A 17,139-nucleotide genomic window follows, 5' to 3' on the forward strand; every position below is an offset into this window, starting at 1 on the left:
CCAGAGCCGATCGGCGGGGCGGGAGGGAGTTTCGGTGGTTTACGAGGTTGCGCTTTCGGCGGAACAGTACGGGTCCGACGGCTATTCGCATGACGCCTTGGAGTGGCGGACTCGGAACGATGTCGCCAAGCAGCGCAATATCGCGACATTTCATTTCATCCCTCGGCCAGGTGTCGTGCCGGTGGCGCCGAATCCCACGCGAACGCTCGCCAGCACGGGAATCGGCGTCTACACGACGGTGGGCGTGTACGTCGAGCACCAGGTCCGGATCAACGCCAGCCACTCGGAGCAGCAGTTCATCGACGGCTTTCTCAAGCAGCTCATCTCAGAGGAGGTCTATCCCGCCCAGTACGTCGTCGACTGGGTCTACACCGAGCGTCCCGCCTGCCCCGACGTCTACTGGAGCCACAAGCGGGTCGCCTCCGGCTGCCGGACCGGGATCGAGCAAATGGAGAACCTGCAGCGCCAGCGCAAATGGGATCCGGGGCAGCCGCATCCGTACCCGTACGAGCTCCGCGATGACCTCAAAATCACCGTCTACAGCTCGTTCGACAGCGCCGCCGAAATCGGCCAGACCGTCATATTCGGCCCAATACGGAGAGAAGTTTACATCGATCTGTACTACAAGCTGGTCACCCTCTATCACAGCGAGTACGCGGCCCAGCCGGGAGACGACTACGACACCAACCTGTACGACAACCTGATTCCCGCCCATGCCCGCGAGGTCGCCGAGAGGTTGCCGTCATGGACGGATTACCACCTGACCCTGCGGGACAGGGCGTTGTTCCGGAGGGAGCTGGCACAGGAGGCGGACACGATCCTGAAGGAGGAGAAGGCCACCGTCCAGGCTCGCCTGCGGAAATGAAAGGCCGCTGATGCCGGGCGGGTGTCGCGGACCAGCGGACCAGACGCCCGATGCGCCCGGCGAGGCTCGTGATCCTGAATGACGCGGACGGCCACGCCGTCCTGCCCCGTTGAACGGCGCAGGACGGCGTGGCCACGCGCTTCTCAGACGCGGCTGTCAGACGCGGTCCCCATTAGTGACCGCCGTGGCCGTCGCCCGGCCGGCCCCAGGGACCCGTGATCGCGAGCACGTAGCCCGGCGTCTGGATGTTGGCGAACAGGATCTTGCCGTCCCCGTTGAAGGTCGGCCCGGTGAACTCGCTGTCGTTGAGCTCGTTGCGGGCCATCGGGTAGGCCGTGCCGTGCTTTGTGACGCCGACCAGGTGGGACAGGCCCTCGCCGTCCTCGGCCAGGATGATCCCGCCGTACGGTGAGACCGTGATGTTGTCCGGCCCGTCGTAGTTGGTGTCCTGCTCGGGGTCCGGGTTGACGCCGAAAATGGTCTTCAGGGTGATGGTCTCCGACTCCGGGTCGTAGAACCACACCTGGCCGTCGTGCTCATTGACGCTGCCGTCGCTCGTGCGGGCGTAGCTCGACACGAAGTAGGCGCCGCCGTCGGCCCACCAGGCGCCCTCCAGCTTGCGAGCCCGGGTCACCTGATCGTTGGTGAGCTGTTTGCGCACGGAGACGGTCGCCGCGCCGCGGTCCGGCACGTCGACCCACGTGACCTTGTACTTGGTGCCCGGCTGGGTGGCCTCCGACAGGTCGGCGATGTGCCGGGTGCCCTTGGAGCAGCTCATGGCCTGCAGGGTGCCCGCGGTGTCGCCGCCCTGGCTGAGCGCGAGCGCGCGCAGCGCCCCCTTGCCGGCCCGGAAGTTCTCCGGCGGGGTCCAGCGGAAGTACAGGCCGTGCGGGGCGTTCGCGTCCTCGGTCTCGTAGATGGCGGATGTGTGCGGGTCAACCGCGACGGCCTCGTGCGAGAACCGGCCGAGGAACTTCAGCGGGACCGGGTCGATGTTGGCCTTGCGGTCGAACGGGTCCACCTCGAAGACGTACCCGTGGTCCTTCTGGAAGGCGCCGCCGGCCCGCTGCTCGGTCTCCTCGCAGGTCAGCCACGTGCCCCAGGGCGTGATGCCGCCCGCGCAGTTGTTGTGGGTCCCCGCCACGCTGACGTACTCACGGACGCGGTTGCCGTGCTTGTCGACCTCGATGTTCGTGGTCCCGCCGTGCGCGCCCGGGTCGTACGTCAGGCCCGGCAGGGTGGGCACGCCAAAGGGCTCGCCGCCGCCGATCTCGTGGTTGTTGACCAGGACGCCGCCGTCGCGGCTCGGGAAGAAGCCGGTGCCGTCGGCGTCGCTCGGAGTCGGCTCTCCCGTCTCAAGCAGCGTCTTCCCCGCCTGGGCGACGATCTTGTAGGAGAAGCCCTTGGGAAGGGCGAGCAGGCCGGCCGGATCGGTGACAAGAGGGCCGTAGCCCACCGGCTTCAGCCCGGCCTGAGCGGCCTGAGCCGCGGCAGGGCCGGCGATCGCGTCGATGCTGCCAATGATGGCGATACCCAAGCCGCCCGCCGCCCCGGAACGGAGTAGGTCGCGGCGAGAAATGGAGGAAGTCACAGGAGTACCTTTTCGCTACATATCTGAAGGTATGACTGGACCCAATCCGCCCGGCGTGAACGGCTCTTCTCCTGATGCGATCACATCGGTGAACGCCCGGCAAACGATCCAACTCAGCGCCAGGGCCCCATCGACCGACCGCGTGAGGGCGGCTAATGCCGATGGGTCGCGTCGGGATGACGGGGGTCGGCGGGGTGCTCCAAGCCCGGCATCAGCCGGACCAGAGCGGCGTGCCGGCGGCCCAGCCACGCGGTGAACTCGCGATCCACCGCCGCCTCGCGCAACTCGGCCTCGATCACATTACTGACCTGGTAGTACGGCTCGGCATAGCGGTCGCGGTTGCGCTCGTGATAGGCGCGGCACTCCTCCGCCGGGACGGCGACGTCCTGCCCGATGCGGCGTCGCAGAGCGCGGGCCAGCGGCATCGACGCGAGCACGGCGGCCGCCACTCCGCCCATCCGCAGCGCCACGGGCAACGTGAGCGACTGCTTTCCCCCGTCCTCCGGGTCCGCGGACAGCCCCAGGGCGGCGGCCTCCATCTCTATCACCGCCTCGTGGGTCATCACCTGCACGACCCAGCGCCGCAGGTTCCGCCCATCAGCGGTCCCCGGCTGCGGCAACCTTCCCGCCAGCGGCCCTCGCCGCAGCGCGTCCACGCGCGCCTCGACGTCCTCGACCAGGATGGCGCGCTCCCCCACGTAGGCGGCGACGGACGGCTCCTCACCCCCGGTCCCGCGGTGACCGTGGCCGTGACTGTGAGCGGAGCCCATGCTTCACCGTACGACCTGCGGCCCGGTCAGGAGGCGACTTCGGGAGCTCATCCCCTTGTAAGGAGCTCGCGGACTCGCTCCGCATATGCCCTCGGGTGCCCGCTGGGGCGTGAACGGGTGCCGCGTGATGTCCGGCTCCGTCTCCTGGCCGGCGGGGTCGATCCCGAGAACCCTGGCCACCTGCGTTATAACCGCCGCCAGGCCGTCACGGCGGTAGATCGCCTGCAGCTCTCGTAGCTCTCGCTCGTGGTGGATCCGTTCGGCGCCGGGCAGCAGCCGTGGGGCGACGGGCTCGTGCGCGATGAGCGTGCTCACTGGCCGGGGTGCCGGATGGCCAGATGAAGGCCGATGACGGCGCCGAGGCTGCAACCGACCATGAGCGCCGGTTCATCGGTCAGACAGGCCAGCAGGTGGTGGACGTCGTCCGCGTGCGTCTCCATGGTCACCTCTCGCGCCGGATCGTGGACCTTGCTGCGCGACAGCCCTCGCCGGTCGTAGGTCACGACCGTGTAGTCCACGACAAGGTGATCGACCAGATCCACGCTCCGGCCCGCGTCGCCCTCACCGCTCTGGGAGATCAGCAGCAGGCGAGGACGCCATGCCGACAGAGGGGATCGGCCCGCACTCCACGAGTGTCCGGACGGTTCTGATCGTGGCCGCCGACATACGCGAGCACCCGGACACCTCCGTCGGCGAAACCGCCACCCGGACGGGCCTGCCGCAGAGCGCCGTTTCGGCCGCCGTCGCGCGGCTTCGCGAGGCCGGTTCCATCGTGACGGCGACCGACCCCCGGGACCCGCCGCCGGCTTCTCATCCGAGAAGCTCCCGAGGCCTCCGAGCGCGTGAAAACCATACGCACGACGTCCGTCGACGACGCCCTGAGCGCGGCGCTCGGCATCGGCGACGCCCAGCGGATCCATGAGATCGTCACCATGCTGGAGGCGCTCGCCCGGCAACTGAACACCATCACGCCCAGAGGCCGGAAGGCCGCGCGAAAGGGCTAGTACTACATCGCTAGATCGTTTGCGGCCCTCGCGATATGGCTGCTCAACGCCTTTCATACAGGCCGACAATGACGGCATCGCAGCAGGTCGCGGGTCGAAGTGGCTATGTAGTACTAGGACCCGGTTCAGAGCCACATGCGGCTCGTCCGTCGCCGTTGCCGCAGCGCCGCTCAGCTCGCGTAAACGATCTCTCTTGTACGGTCATCTGGCCAGAGCCGCTAGAGACCTCCCCCGCGATTCATCCCATCACTGACCGCGAGCGCCGCCGGGAGGAACGATCCCGCCAGCGCGAACCGGGCTGGGGACAGTGAGGTCCGGCGCATGCCGCTCGGCACCGCGAGCAGGCGCGAAGCGTACGGCCCGCAGCGCCCCACACTCCGCAGTTCATCAGGCAATGGATCGATCCGAAGGGCCCATCGCGGGTCGTCGGGTCCGGCCCCGGTCCCCGCAACTTCCGAAGCGAACTCTCTTGACGTTCACCTGTAACGAGTGGTTGCCTTCCGCATTAAGAAACTTTCCTAAAAGTTTCTACACCCCCCACGCAAGGAGAAATCATGGGATCTCTCACCCGGCCGGCGCGATTGTGCGCGGGCGCGCTCATGGCGGCGCTGCCCCTCGCCACGCTGGTCGCACTCCCCGCGTCGGCCGACCCGGTCGACGGCACCGGCTGGACGTCGTACTCCCCCACCTTCTCCGTCCAGGAGAGAGGGTGTGGCAACGTCAGCGACCTCACCTTCACGCTCACCTGCTCCACCTCCAGCGGTGACCAGCGGGCCGAGCGGCGGTACGAGACGTACTCGAGCGGCTCGCGCCAGTTCGAGGGGTACTTCCGCATCACGAGCATGGGCGGCACCCGGATCAGCCTGAAGCAGACGTTCGCCGGGGGCCCGTTCTTCCTGCTCGGCGTCGAGAAGGGCGGCCGGCTCTACGCCGTGGAGGGGGGCACCACGATCGCGAGCGGCGCGACGGTCGGCACCACGGTTCGCGTCAACACGGTGCACGTTGTCGGCAAGACTCTCCGCGTCTTCATCAACGGGTCGCTGAAGTACAGCAGGTCCAGCCCCAGCGGCAGCTTCTACGACAAGTTCGGGGCCTACCGTACGGCCAGCGGCAAGGGGCCGATCACGGTCCAGTGGAGCAACGTCCAGTTCTGGCGTAAGTAGCCTCGCAGGAGGCACCACCCTCCGCGACCGTCCCGGCCGGAATCACCGGCCCGCCGGGGCGGTCGCTCCCCCTACGCGAGGCTGACATTGAGTGCGAAAGTTCCATCCCTGATGTTGTCGCTTCTCCTGGCCGGGCTGGTCGGCTGCTCCACCGCGCCCCCGGAGAAGACCGTGCCGCCGGCGAAGACCCCCGCGTCAGCGGGGAGGGTCACCGCGCCAACGCCGATCCGGCTCACGGCCACGCTCGTCTCGCCGGTCGACATCACCCTGGCCTGGCAGGGGGACGATCCGGACGCGGTCGGCCGTACCGTCGAGTTCGCGACCGAGCCACAGGGCCAATGGACGATCATCGAGTTCCTGCAGGCCCGGCAGACGACGTTCACCCACCCGGACCTGATCCCGCAGACGCCCTTCTACTACCGCCTCCGATCGGTCTACGGCCCGGCGTCGCAGGCGCTTCAGGTGACCATGCCGAAGGGCGCCCTGACCAAGAAGATCCAGAAGAAGGACCACAGCTGGATGGCCCCCCGGACGGTCCCCGGAGGACCGGTGGCGACGCAGTCGATCCGGAACACCGGCACCACCGCGGCCGGAGCCCCCACGGACCTGAAGGCCACGATCATGCACGCCAACGGCGTCAAGTTCACCTGGACGGATCATGCGAGCGACGAGGAGGGGTACCTCATCGAGGTCAAGGCCGCGGGGAGCCCGGACTTCCGGGTGGCCGCGGTCCTCGACCCGGACGTCAACTCCTTCGGCCTGATCACGCTGCCAGAAGAGAAGCACGCCTCCTTCCGCGTCCGGGCCTTCTACTACGGGACGCCGTCCAACGTCGCGCACCAGACGACCGGCGCGGATCCGTCGTCGGACGGCTGAGGATCCCCCCGCAGCTCAGCCGTCGTTACACTCCTCAGTTCTCGCTCGACACCGTCAGTTTCTCGCTCGACACGGTCCGGACGCAGTCGAGCGCGAGGAACAGCCGCCGGAGCACGGCACGGACCATGCGGGCCTGGGACGGTTGCAGCACTTCGGCCAGATTGTCCACCTCAAGACCGGCGAGCACGGCGAGGACCAGGCGCGCGTCGGTGTTGGGGCTCTGCGAGCCCAGGCTGGCGAGGACCCGTCTGAGCTGGGTGCGGAGCGAGTTCTGCCAGGCGCTCGAGGTCCGTGCCAGCTCCGGCCTCCGACTGGATTCGACGAGGAAGGCGTACTCCGCCAGCAACTGCTCGCGGGCGTCTCCCAACCCCTCGATGACGAAGTCGGCCAACCTGTCGGCGAGGTGCTCCGATGGCAGCCCCTCGCGAAGGTCCGTGATCGTCTTGACGACCCGATCCGTCTCACGCTGGGTGTGCCGGTGGAACGCCTCGGCGATCAACTCCTGCTTGCCCCGGAAGTAGTAGCCCATCGCACCCAGCGGCATCTGCGCCTCGGCGGCGAGCGCCCGCATCGACAGGCCACCCAGCCCATCACGGCCGATGATGCGGAGGGCGGCGTCGAGGATCTCGGTCTTGCGGGTGATCCCCCGCTCGCTGGGCGGCATCGTGCCGAGCTCATCAGGCAGGTCGTTGACGGGGGACGTCATGGCCGCTCTCCCTGTTCCGCCCGGAAACCCTCGATCCAGGACCACAGGTTATCGCCCAGGACGGTCACTGAGTATCCTCCCTCCAGCAGCGCTACCGTCGGCAGGCCGAGGCCCGCGACATGCCGTCCGATCCGGCGATAGTCCGCCGTCGTGAGCGCCGCGTCCCCTGAGACGTCCCCGTCGTAGGTGTCGAACCCGAGGGACACCACGACCGCCTCGAAGCCGCCGTCCAGTATTCGACCGGTGGCCGTATCGAGCAGATCGAGATAGTCGTCCCCTCCCACGCGGGGTGGCAGCGGAAGGTTGACCGTGCACCCCGAGCCTTCACCGGCGCCGGTCTCGTCAGGCCAGCCGGTGAAGTAGGGATAGTGACGCTCCGGGTCACCGTGCAGGCTGGCGTACAGCACGTCGGCGCGGTCGTAGAACAGCGCCTGCGTGCCGTTGCCGTGGTGGAAGTCGAGGTCGAGGACGGCCACGCGGGACACGCCCCCGTCGCGGAGCCACTGTGCGGCGATTCCGGCGTTGTTGAGGTAGCACCCTCCGCCGAACAACTCGGGACCGACATGGTGGCCGGGTGGGCGGCACAGTCCCACCGCCAGCGGAGCGCCCCGCAGGGTGAGCTCCGCGGCGGTCAGCGCGGTGTCGACCGAGGCGGCGGCGGCCTCCCACGTGGACGGCCCGACGCCGGTGATCGTGTCGAAGCAGTAGCGGCCGAGCGCGCCGCCACCGCCGTGAGTCAGCGGTCCCATCCCCTGGCGTAGCCGGTCGTGGAAGAAGGTGTCCGCGAAGACCAGATCGATGCCGTCGCGGGGCGGCTCCGCCGACGCCCATGCCGTACGGAGGAACTCGACGAGGCCGGCTTCGTGAACGCGCCGGATGGGCGCCAGGCCGTACGAACCCGGTGCCGTCAGCGTGACCTCGGGACGTCCCGCGAGCGCGGTGAGGATGGCGTCGACGCGGGCGGTGGTGTCGAACGCCGGGATCGCCCGGCCGCACTGCACCTCGACGGAGGGCGCGTGGCCGACATGAGAAGGGCAGGTCACGACCGCGGTCGAGGCGGCCGCGACAACCTGCGTGCCGGGGGTCGTCATGAGGTGGGCTCCAGGGTTGCGAGGTCGACGGTGAACACCCACGGCATCTGGTGGCGCCAGCCGGTCAGGCCGGCCTTGGCCGCGATGGTGTCACGCACGTCCGCGATGTTGATCCAGCACAGTGAGTTCTGGTACTCGCGCGCCGCCTTCGTGTAGAGCTCCTGGGACTCGGAGCGGTCGACCGTCACCCGAGCGGCGTCGGCGAGCTTGTCGGCGGCCGGGACCGAGCACCCGAGGAAGTTGACCGGAGCCTTCGCCGCCTGGTAGATCGACATCCACGTGTCGACGTGTGCCGCGTCGGGGTTCATCGCCGCGACAAGGATGTCGGGACGCTGCTTCGGCTCGGCCGGAAGCGCGAACACCTGGGCCGGGCCGTACGGGCGGACGGTCGCGGTCAGGCCGGCCTGCTGCATCTGGATCTGGAGCGTGTTCGCGAGTTGCTGCAGCGAGTTGTCGCCGTAGTAGCCGATCGTGATGCTTTTGTCTTTATTTCCGGACAAGGCGGCCAGCGCCTGAGGGTTGGCCTGCCACATGTCGGAAGCCGCGCCCTTCGGCAGCATGCCTTCCGGGTAGACCTCGGTGGAGGCGGTCGCCCTGTCCCCGTAGATCTGTTTCGTCAGCGCCACCGTGTCGAGCGAGTCCCGGAGCGCCTGCCGGGCGGCGTGCGGGCCGAACACGGCCGAGTCCGGATTCACCCAGATCTGCGTCTTGAACAAGGTGGGAAAATTCTGCACCTGGAAGCCGGGGTTCTGCTTGATCGCCGCGTAGTCCCGGGTGTTCAGACCGTGCAGCACCATGTCGAGCTGGCCGCCCTGGAGCTCGATGGACTGCGTGGAAAAGTCCGGGACGACGGCGAAGTCGACCTCGGCGAAACGCGGCTTGCCGCCCCAGTAGTGAGCGTTGGCGGTGAGCACGTAGCGCGTGGTCTTGACGACACTGGAGAGCTGGTACGGACCCGTGCCCGCCGTGTGCGCGCCGAGCCATCCCGCTCCGTGGTCGTCCCCTGCGGCGTGGGCCTTCACCGCCGCCGGGCTGACCGCGACCGGCCCGTACGGCGAGGCCAGGTAGTCCAGGAACGGCGCCACCGGCCTCTTGAGACGGACGACGAAGGTCGCGGGATCGGGAGCGTCCGTGGACTCGACCTCGGCCAGCGTGTAGGCGGGACCACCGGCGAGCGCGACGCGCCGCTCGAAGCTCGCCTTCATCGCGGCGGCGTCGAAGGCCGTGCCGTCGCTGAACTTGACGTCCGTCCGCAGGGCGAAGGTGTAGGTCTTCCCGTCGGAGGACACCTTCCAGCTCTTGGCGAGCAGGCCGGTGATCTCCGCCGAGTCCGGCTTGTACGTCAGCAGGCCCTGGTAGGCCGCAGTGGTGATCTGCAGGCCCTCGGCCTCGTAGTAGGTGTCCGGATCGAGTGGCGCCGGGTCGGCGCTCAGCGCCAAGCGCAGCGTGGTGGGAGTGGAGGTCGATGGGGCCGAGGGGCTGTTCCCGGAGCAGGCCGTCAGGCCGGCGCCGAGAGTGAGCGTGAGGACGAGTGCCGAGGTGACCGTGCGCATGGTCGTGACCTTTGATGGTGATTAGCGGGCGAGTCGTGGGTCGAGGACGGCTTGGGTGATGTCGACGGCGGTGTTCACCGCGACGTACGCGACGGCGAGCAGCAGGGTGGTGCCCGCGATGGCGGGGAAGTCGGAGGTGGGGATGCTCTGGGAGATGTACAGCCCGAGCCCCGGCCAGGCGAAGACGGTCTCGACGACCACGAGGCTCGCGAAGACGCTGCCGAGCTGGAGCCCCGCCATCGACAGCGGGGTGGTCGCCGAGTTGCGCAGCCCGTGGTGCAGCAGGATCGCCCGTCGCGAGAGGCCCTTGGCCTTCGCGGTGCGGATGTGGTCGGACTCCAGTGCCGTGGTGAGGCTGGAGCGCAGCGTACGGCCGACCGCGATCGCGGGCAGCAGTGCCACGCAGACCGCGGGCATGACCAGATGGCGGAGGGCGTCGAGCGTGACGTCGGGGCGGCCGGTGAGCAACCCGTCGACGGTCAGCAGTCCCGTAGGACCGCCGGGAGGATCGGCGATCGACGTGCGCCCGGTGGGGGGCAGCCAGCCCAGGTTCCGGTAGAACACCATGATGCCCAGCAGCGTCAGCAGGAAGGCGGGCGCGGAGGCGATCGCCAGGAGCACGGTGTTCAGCGGGGCCGCGCCACGCCAGCGGCCGGCCGTACCGATCCCGAGCACGAGGGCCAGGACGGCGGCGATCAGGCAGGAGAACAGGGCCAGTTCGATGCTCGCGGGAAGGAACTGCGCGATGTCGGTCGCCACCGGTCTGTGGGTGCGCAGCGAGGTCTGGAGGTCCCCCGTGGCGGCGCCCGTCACGTAGTGCCACCACTGCGCGTACAGCGGGAGGTCGTAGCCCAACTGGTGGCGCACGGCGTCGACCTGCGCCGTGGAGGCCGACGGGCCGACCAGCACGCGCACGGGATCGGTCGCCGACAGATGCTGCAGGACGAAGAGAACGACCGTCAGGCCGAGGCAGATGGCGACCGCCCCGGCGAGCCTGCGACCGGCCAGTGCGAGCATCAGATCCTCCCTGACTGGGCTTGCAGCCGGTCACCGGACAGGTTGGCCGCGAAGGTGAGGACGGCCACGCCGATTCCCGGAAAGACGGGGATCCACCATGCCGTGAGGATCGAGGACAGGCCCTGGGTCGCCATGGCGCCCAGCTCCGGCGCGGGCGGCGGCGCTCCGAGCCCGAGGAAGGACAGGCCCGCGAGCGTGAGCACCACGTATCCGAGGTCCAGGCTCGCGGCGACCACGAGCGAGGACCATGTGCCCGGCAGGACATGGTGCGTGGCGACCCTGAGCCGTCCGATCCCGCTGAGCCGCGCGGCCTCGACATGCGGCCGCGAACGGATGGCGCGCACCTCGCCGCGGACGATCCTCGCGTAGTAGGGCCACCACACGACGCTGACGCCGATGAGCGTGTGTTCCAGCGACGGCCCGATCGCGGCGACCACGGCGATAGCGACGAGGGCGCCGGGCATCGCCAGGAACCCGTCGGTGATCCGCATCAGCAGTTCGTCGAGCCAGCGCGGCCCGAGGCCCGCGAGCACGCCGGCGACCAGGCCGATCAGCATGCCGACGCCGACCACGGCGAGAGCCGACAGCCAGCTCAGGCGCAAGCCGTACAGCACGCGGGAGAAGACGTCGTGGCCCACGTCGTCGGTGCCGAACAGCGCCGAAGCGCCCGGCGGGGTGAACGGGACCCCCGCCGCCTCGGTCGCGGTGTGCGGCGCGACTAGGGGACCGAGCACGGCCAGGAGCGTGATGACCGCCACGGCGACGAGCCCGCCGTTCAGCCTGGACAGGCCGCCCGCGAGCCGGCCGGATGCGCGCGTGGAGGTGAGGATGGCGGTCATGACGCGGCCGACCCGGCGGTGGTGCGCTCCTCGTACAGGAGGCAGTCGACCAGGTGGCCCGCGTCGAGCCGGACCGGCGCGGGCGCGCGCGACGCGCACTCGGCGCGGGCGGCCGGGCAGCGGGTGCGGAAGCGGCAGCCGCTGGGAGGCCGCAGCGGGTCCGGCGCCTCCCCCGCCGGCGCCGCGATGGCCCGCCCCGGTTCGGGAATCGCCGAGACCAGGGCCTGGGTGTAGGGGTGCGCGGGTGATCCCACGACGGCATCCGCAGGTCCGATCTCGACGACGCGACCGAGGTACATGACCGCGATCCGGTCGGCGACGACACGGGCCGCGCCCAGGTCGTGGGTGACGAAGAGGACGGTCATGCCCAGCTCGCGGCGCAGCTCACCGATCTGGTTGAGCACCCCGGCCGCGCGGGACGCGTCCAGCGCGCTGGTCGGCTCGTCGCACAGCAGGAGCTCCGGGGGATCGATGATGGCCCGCGCCATCGCCACCCGCTGCCGTTGGCCGCCGGACAGAGCGCCCGGCTTGGCGTGCAGCACGTCGTCACCCAGCCCGACCAGCGTCAATGTCCGAGCGATGTGCCGTCGTGTCTCCGCCTTCGAGAGGCGCAGCCGGGAGAGCCGCTCGCCGAGCAGCGTCGCGACGGACAGCCACGGGGTCAGTGACGCGCCCGCGTCCTGGAACACGATCTGCGGTCGCGCGTCACCGCCGAGTTCGATCGCTCCGGAGCTGACCGGGGTGAGCCCGGCGACCGCGCGAAGTAGTGTCGACTTGCCGGAGCCGCTCTCCCCGACGATGGCGACGCTCTCTCCCGCCTCCACCGTGAGATCCACTCCGCTGAGGGCCGAGAGGCGCACGTGACGGCCCTGCCCGCGGACCCGGAAACGCTGGTGGACGTTTCTGAGAGTCAGCAGCGGACCTCGTCCCGACACCGCGTTGGGCGGCCACGACGCCGAGCCGGGCTCGGCGGGGCGCTCGGCCAGCTCGTCGAGACGCAGGCACGCGCTGAGGCGGCCGGGCTCGCCGGGAACCGGCCGCGGCTCGGGCGGCGCCTTCTCACAGTCGTCCGTCCGCAGATCGCAGCGGGGAGCGAATGCGCACCCGGGCAGCGGGCGGGTCGGCCGGGGCGGCTCTCCCGGCATGGTCGGCAGCGGCCGTGCCACGTCGGAGGTGAGGCTGATCCGGCTTCTGAGCAGGCTGGCGGTGTAGGGGTGGCGCGGCTCGGACAGCATCGGCGTGGTCGGGCCGGTCTCCGCGAGCCGGCCTCCGTACAGGACGACCAGGCGGTCGCACACCTGCGACGCGACGCCGAGGTCATGGGTGATCAGCAGGACGGAGCAGCCGAAGTCGTCGCGGAGCCGCCGCAGGAGCCGCAGGATCTGGGCCTGCACGGTCACGTCGAGCGCCGTGGTGGGCTCGTCGGCGACGATCAGCGCTGGATTGCCGGCCACCGCCATCGCGATCATGACGCGCTGCCTGAGCCCCCCGGACAGCTCGTGCGGGTATACGCGCATCCGGCTTTCCGCGTCCGGGATGCCGGCCGCGGTGAGCAGCCGCACCGCTTCCTCGGCCGACCCGGCGGCCTCGACGACCTGCCTGCCGACGCGCATGGTCGGATCGAGCGAGCTCATCGGGTCCTGGAAGACAGATCCGAGATCCAGCCTGCGCACGGCCCGGCGGCGCGTCTCGGGGCTGGTGAGCATGTCGACGCCCTTGACGAGAACCCGGCCGGTGACGACCGGCGCCGGATGCTCGGGCAGCAGGCCGAGCACGCAGGAGGCGAGCACGCTCTTGCCGGATCCCGACTCGCCGACGAGCCCGGCGATCTCGCCGCGACCGATCGTGAGGTCGACCCCTCGCAGCGCGTACGCGTCGGGCCGTCTCGGACGGCGGAAGGTCACGTGGAGGTCCTGGACCGACAGGATCGGGGAGTCGGGGCCGGACAGGATCGCGGAACCGGGGCCGGACAGGATCGCGGAATCGGGGCCAGTCGACGGCGACCGTGCGGGGTCACGGCGGTCCTCTGGGGGCAATGCGGACGCCTCCTAGGTGCAACTCCAGCGTATTAGGTCGAACGTTCAACTCTTCGGATGCGTCCGAATGAGGTGCGAGGCAATGACGGTGACATATCTCTAGGTCAGACCGCAAGAGGTTGACAGGAGTGCCCTAGAGGACGGTATAGATGAGCCCCGAGTGGGACGAACGTTCAACTTGTCTGGAGCGCGATTGATGACCGAACGGAAACAATCCGGCAATCCGGGGGGGCTACCCTCCGGTCTCCTGGCACAGCTGGAGGCGGAGTCCTACATGGGGCCGGCGACCTTCGGCAAGCAGTTGTTCCTGACCGAGCCCGAGCAGTTGGACGAGTGGTCGCCGGACGTCGCGGTCGTCGGGGCTCCGTGGGACGCGAGCACGACCTACCGGCCGGGTGCCCGCTTCGGGCCTCGTGCGCTCCGCGCGCTGACCCACGTCAACGGGAGCTACCACCTGGACCTGGGCATCGAGATCTTCGACTACCTGCGGGTCGTCGACTACGGCGACGCCCTGATCAGGCACGGGCTCTGGGAGCCGTCCGCCGCGGCCATTAGGGAGCGGGTGGGGGAGATCGCCTCCCGGGGCATCATGCCGGTCGTGCTCGGTGGTGATCACTCGATCACATGGCCCTCCGCCACGGCGGTCGCGGACGCCCGCGGGCACGGCTCGTTCGGCGTCATCCACTTCGACGCGCACGCCGACACCGCCGACGAGATCGACGGCAACCTGGCGAGCCACGGCACACCCATGCGACGGCTGATCGAGTCAGGCGCCGTGCGAGGGTCGAACTTCGTCCAGGTCGGCCTGCGCGGATACTGGCCCCCCGCGGAGACGGTCCAGTGGATGCGCGAGCAGGGAATGCGCACCCACTTCATGCACGAGATCTGGGAGCGTGGCGCGAACGCCGTGCTCGACGACGTCATCGCCGAGGCGCTCGACGGGCCGGCCGCTGTCTACCTCTCGGTGGACATCGACGTGCTCGACCCCGGATTCGCGCCGGGCACGGGAACCCCTGAACCCGGCGGCCTGGCTCCCGTGGACCTGCTGCGGATGGTCAGGCGCATCGCGATGGAGACCAACGTGATTGCGATGGACGTCGTCGAGGTGAGCCCGCCGTACGACGTCTCGGATCTGACCGTCAACAACGCCCACCGCCTGGTCTGGGAAGTCCTCGCCGGCCTCGCCCACAAACGGCGTGCCACTGGCGAGAGACCCGAAGGAGAGACAACGACATGATCGACCGCAGCCGTCTCAGGGCACTCATGGAGCGCGAGCAGGCGGAGTTCACCGCGCGGAACCCGGCGTCGCGGCGGGCCTTCGAGCAAGCCGAGCACCTGTTCGGCCGGGTGCCGATGACCTGGATGAACAAACGGGCCGGCGACTTCCCCCTATATCTCGCGACCGCGCACGGCGCGCGGGTCACCGACATCGACGGGCACGACTACGTCGATCTCGCGCTCGGCGACACCGCGGCCATGGCGGGGCACTCGCCCCGGGCGACCGTCGACGCGGTGTCGCGCCGGTTCCGCGATCTGGGCGGCGCGAGCGCGATGATGCCGACCGAGGACGCCGAATGGGTCGGGGCCGAGCTGAGCAGGCGGTTCGGCCTGACCAAGTGGAGTTACTCGCTGACCGCCACCGACGCCAACCGGTGGGCCATCAGGATCGTCCGCGCGATCACCGGACGGCCGAAGATCCTTTTCAACAGCTACTGCTACCACGGCAGCGTGGACGAGGCGCTCATCGTGACCGGACCCGACGGGGAAGGTGTCAGCCGCGAGGGCAACGTCGGCGCGCCCGTCGACGTCACGATGACCAGCCGGGTCGCGGAGTACAACGACCTGGAGGGGCTGGAGCGTCAGCTCGCCCATGGCGACGTCGCCGCTGTGCTCATGGAACCGGCGCTGACGAACATCGGCATCGTCCTGCCCCAGCCGGGATATCTGGAGCAGGTGCGCGAGCTGACCCGGGCGTACGGAACTCTGCTGATCAATGACGAGACCCACACCTTCTCCGCCGGGCCCGGTGGCTGCACCGCCCTGTGGGGCCTCGAACCGGACATGCTGACCATCGGGAAGGCGATCGGCGGCGGCGTCCCCGCGGGCGCCTACGGCATGTCGGCCGACTTCGCCGAACGGGTGCTCGCCCGCACCGATCTGGACCTGGTCGACATGGGCGGCGTCGGCGGCACGCTCGCGGGCAACGCCCTGTCGGTCGCGGCGATGCGCGCCACCCTGGAGCACGTGCTCACCGACACCGCGTTCGCCGGTATGACCGCGCTTTCCGAACGGTTCACCGCCGACGTGAACGCGGTCATCTCCGAGTTCGGCCTGCCCTGGAGCATCCAGCAGTTCGGGGCGCGGGCCGAGTACCGGTTCGCCTCCCCCGCTCCGGTGAACGGAACGGAGTCGCGGGCGGCGCTCGACCTGGAGCTCGACGACTACCTGCACCTCTACCTGGCCAACCGGGGCATCCTGCTCACGCCGTTCCACAACATGGCGCTCATGTGCCCGGAGACGACGATCGACGACGTGGCGCTGCACGGCAGGCTGTTCCGCGACGCGGTCAAGGAGCTGGTGGGCCGATGACGAACTCTCGCAGGGCCGCCATCGTGACCGGCGCCGGCAGCGCCGACGGCATCGGATTCGCGTGCGCGCGGCGGCTCGCCTCCGATGGGATGCGGGTGGTGATCTCCTCCACGACCGACCGCATCCAGGAGCGCGCGGCGCGGCTGCGGGAGGAGGGCGCCGACGCGGTGGGCGTCGCGGCGGACCTCACCGAGCCGGCCGCGGCGGAGGAACTCGTCCGCGTCGCCATGGAGCGGTTCGGCCGCTTGGACGTGCTGGTCAACAACGCCGGCATGACCTCCGTCAGCGACCCCGACGACCCCGCCGACATCGGCCGGCTCTCCGACGACCAGTGGAGACGGTCGATCGCCCGCAATCTGGACACCGTGTTCTTCATGACCCGGGCGGCTCTGGACCCCATGCTCGCCGCCGGCTACGGCCGCATCGTCAACATGGCGTCGGTGTCCGGCGCGGTCCTCGCCTACCGGGGCGACAGCGCCTACCACGCCGCCAAGGCCGGGATCGTAGGCCTCACCCGGGCCGTGGCGATCGAGGTGGCGCACCGGGGGGTGACCGTCAACTCGGTGGCTCCCGGCTGGATCGCGACCGGCTCCTCCACGGAACGAGAGCGGGCGATGGGGGCCGCCACACCAGTGGGCCGGCCGGGGACCGCCGACGAGGTCGCCGGCCTCGTCGCCTTCCTCGCGTCGCCGAGTTCGAGCTACGTGACCGGCCAGGTCCTCGTGGTCGACGGCGGGAACTCCATCCAGGAGGAGGGGGGCGTCCTGCTTCCCAACCCAGCCCAGCAGTAGGGACGCGTGATCATGCACAAGTTCCCGCACACACCGCCCTACCTGGCGTTTCCTGAAGCGTGATCATGCACATGTTCCGGCACACACCTCCCTACCCGGTGTTTCGCGCAGCGTGATCATGCATCACGCGGGTGCGCCCGAGGGGGCGGACACTGCATGATCACAAATGACGCCGGTCCTGATCAGGCCGTGCGCGGCGGAATCGGTGCATGATCCCGATCCGGGGAGCCCCACGTCCCCGTGCTGCC

At 69.6% G+C, this 17,139-nt stretch carries 17 protein-coding genes; 7 read left to right on the forward strand and 10 right to left on the reverse strand.

What is annotated here, in order from left to right:
• Window positions 1–181: 181 nt before the first annotated feature.
• The gene (locus N5079_RS05320; RefSeq protein WP_261582321.1) at window positions 182–865 is read left to right on the forward strand and encodes a hypothetical protein; all 684 of its coding nucleotides are present in this window, start codon (window positions 182–184) and stop codon (window positions 863–865) included.
• A 172-nt stretch (window positions 866–1,037) separates the two neighbouring features.
• Here the strand turns inward: N5079_RS05320 and N5079_RS05325 are convergent, their stop codons facing one another.
• The 4 genes from N5079_RS05325 to N5079_RS05340 all read right to left on the reverse strand — a co-directional run bounded on the left by N5079_RS05325 (window position 1,038) and on the right by N5079_RS05340 (window position 3,768).
• Complete coding sequence (locus N5079_RS05325) at window positions 1,038–2,402, reverse strand: PhoX family protein (protein ID WP_261582322.1); 1,365 nt, start codon at window positions 2,400–2,402, stop codon at window positions 1,038–1,040.
• Window positions 2,403–2,608: 206 nt separating this feature from the next.
• On the reverse strand, window positions 2,609–3,226 hold the full coding sequence (locus tag N5079_RS05330; protein ID WP_261582323.1) for a hypothetical protein: 618 nt from the start codon (window positions 3,224–3,226) through the stop codon (window positions 2,609–2,611).
• 3 nt (window positions 3,227–3,229) lie between these two features.
• A complete protein-coding gene (locus N5079_RS05335; protein WP_261582325.1) occupies window positions 3,230–3,541 on the reverse strand; it encodes a hypothetical protein in 312 nt (103 codons plus the stop codon).
• A complete protein-coding gene (locus tag N5079_RS05340) occupies window positions 3,538–3,768 on the reverse strand; it encodes an alpha/beta fold hydrolase (protein ID WP_261582327.1) in 231 nt (76 codons plus the stop codon). The genes N5079_RS05335 and N5079_RS05340 overlap by 4 nt, the downstream gene beginning before the upstream one ends.
• Window positions 3,769–4,068: 300 nt before the next feature.
• On the opposite strand from N5079_RS05340, the gene N5079_RS05345 reads away from it, so the two are divergent.
• The 3 genes from N5079_RS05345 (at window position 4,069) to N5079_RS05355 (ending at window position 6,269) form a co-directional block, all read left to right on the forward strand.
• Complete coding sequence (locus tag N5079_RS05345) at window positions 4,069–4,230, forward strand: hypothetical protein (protein WP_261582328.1); 162 nt, start codon at window positions 4,069–4,071, stop codon at window positions 4,228–4,230.
• Window positions 4,231–4,784: 554 nt separating this feature from the next.
• The gene (locus N5079_RS05350; protein WP_261582329.1) at window positions 4,785–5,393 is read left to right on the forward strand and encodes a hypothetical protein; all 609 of its coding nucleotides are present in this window, start codon (window positions 4,785–4,787) and stop codon (window positions 5,391–5,393) included.
• Window positions 5,394–5,504: 111 nt separating this feature from the next.
• Entirely contained in the window at window positions 5,505–6,269 is a 765-nt protein-coding gene (locus N5079_RS05355) for a fibronectin type III domain-containing protein (protein WP_261582330.1), read from the forward strand.
• 34 nt (window positions 6,270–6,303) lie between these two features.
• Here N5079_RS05355 and N5079_RS05360 read toward each other — a convergent pair whose 3' ends face one another.
• From N5079_RS05360 to N5079_RS05385, 6 genes are read right to left on the reverse strand one after another with little or no spacing between them, the layout of a single operon-like run.
• On the reverse strand, window positions 6,304–6,975 hold the full coding sequence (locus tag N5079_RS05360) for a TetR/AcrR family transcriptional regulator (protein WP_261582331.1): 672 nt from the start codon (window positions 6,973–6,975) through the stop codon (window positions 6,304–6,306).
• Entirely contained in the window at window positions 6,972–8,066 is a 1,095-nt protein-coding gene (locus N5079_RS05365) for a histone deacetylase family protein (RefSeq protein ID WP_261582333.1), read from the reverse strand. Before N5079_RS05365 ends, N5079_RS05360 begins: the two co-directional genes overlap by 4 nt.
• The gene (locus N5079_RS05370) at window positions 8,063–9,619 is read right to left on the reverse strand and encodes an ABC transporter substrate-binding protein (RefSeq protein ID WP_261582335.1); all 1,557 of its coding nucleotides are present in this window, start codon (window positions 9,617–9,619) and stop codon (window positions 8,063–8,065) included. Before N5079_RS05370 ends, N5079_RS05365 begins: the two co-directional genes overlap by 4 nt.
• Window positions 9,620–9,640: 21 nt before the next feature.
• On the reverse strand, window positions 9,641–10,636 hold the full coding sequence (locus N5079_RS05375) for an ABC transporter permease (RefSeq protein ID WP_261582336.1): 996 nt from the start codon (window positions 10,634–10,636) through the stop codon (window positions 9,641–9,643).
• On the reverse strand, window positions 10,636–11,475 hold the full coding sequence (locus N5079_RS05380) for an ABC transporter permease (protein ID WP_261582337.1): 840 nt from the start codon (window positions 11,473–11,475) through the stop codon (window positions 10,636–10,638). The genes N5079_RS05375 and N5079_RS05380 overlap by 1 nt, the downstream gene beginning before the upstream one ends.
• Entirely contained in the window at window positions 11,472–13,511 is a 2,040-nt protein-coding gene (locus N5079_RS05385) for an ABC transporter ATP-binding protein (RefSeq protein WP_261582338.1), read from the reverse strand. Before N5079_RS05385 ends, N5079_RS05380 begins: the two co-directional genes overlap by 4 nt.
• Window positions 13,512–13,707: 196 nt before the next feature.
• Between N5079_RS05385 and speB the strand changes: the two genes are divergently transcribed.
• From speB to N5079_RS05400, 3 genes are read left to right on the forward strand one after another with little or no spacing between them, the layout of a single operon-like run.
• Entirely contained in the window at window positions 13,708–14,748 is a 1,041-nt protein-coding gene (gene speB / locus N5079_RS05390) for an agmatinase (RefSeq protein ID WP_261582339.1), read from the forward strand.
• Entirely contained in the window at window positions 14,745–16,100 is a 1,356-nt protein-coding gene (locus N5079_RS05395; RefSeq protein ID WP_261582341.1) for a transaminase, read from the forward strand. The genes speB and N5079_RS05395 overlap by 4 nt, the downstream gene beginning before the upstream one ends.
• A complete protein-coding gene (locus N5079_RS05400; protein ID WP_261582342.1) occupies window positions 16,097–16,891 on the forward strand; it encodes an SDR family NAD(P)-dependent oxidoreductase in 795 nt (264 codons plus the stop codon). The genes N5079_RS05395 and N5079_RS05400 overlap by 4 nt, the downstream gene beginning before the upstream one ends.
• The last annotated feature ends 248 nt before the right edge of the window (window positions 16,892–17,139 follow it).

It is taken from the genome of Planotetraspora sp. A-T 1434, from assembly GCF_025420585.1.
GTDB lineage: Bacteria > Actinomycetota > Actinomycetes > Streptosporangiales > Streptosporangiaceae > JAOEGB01.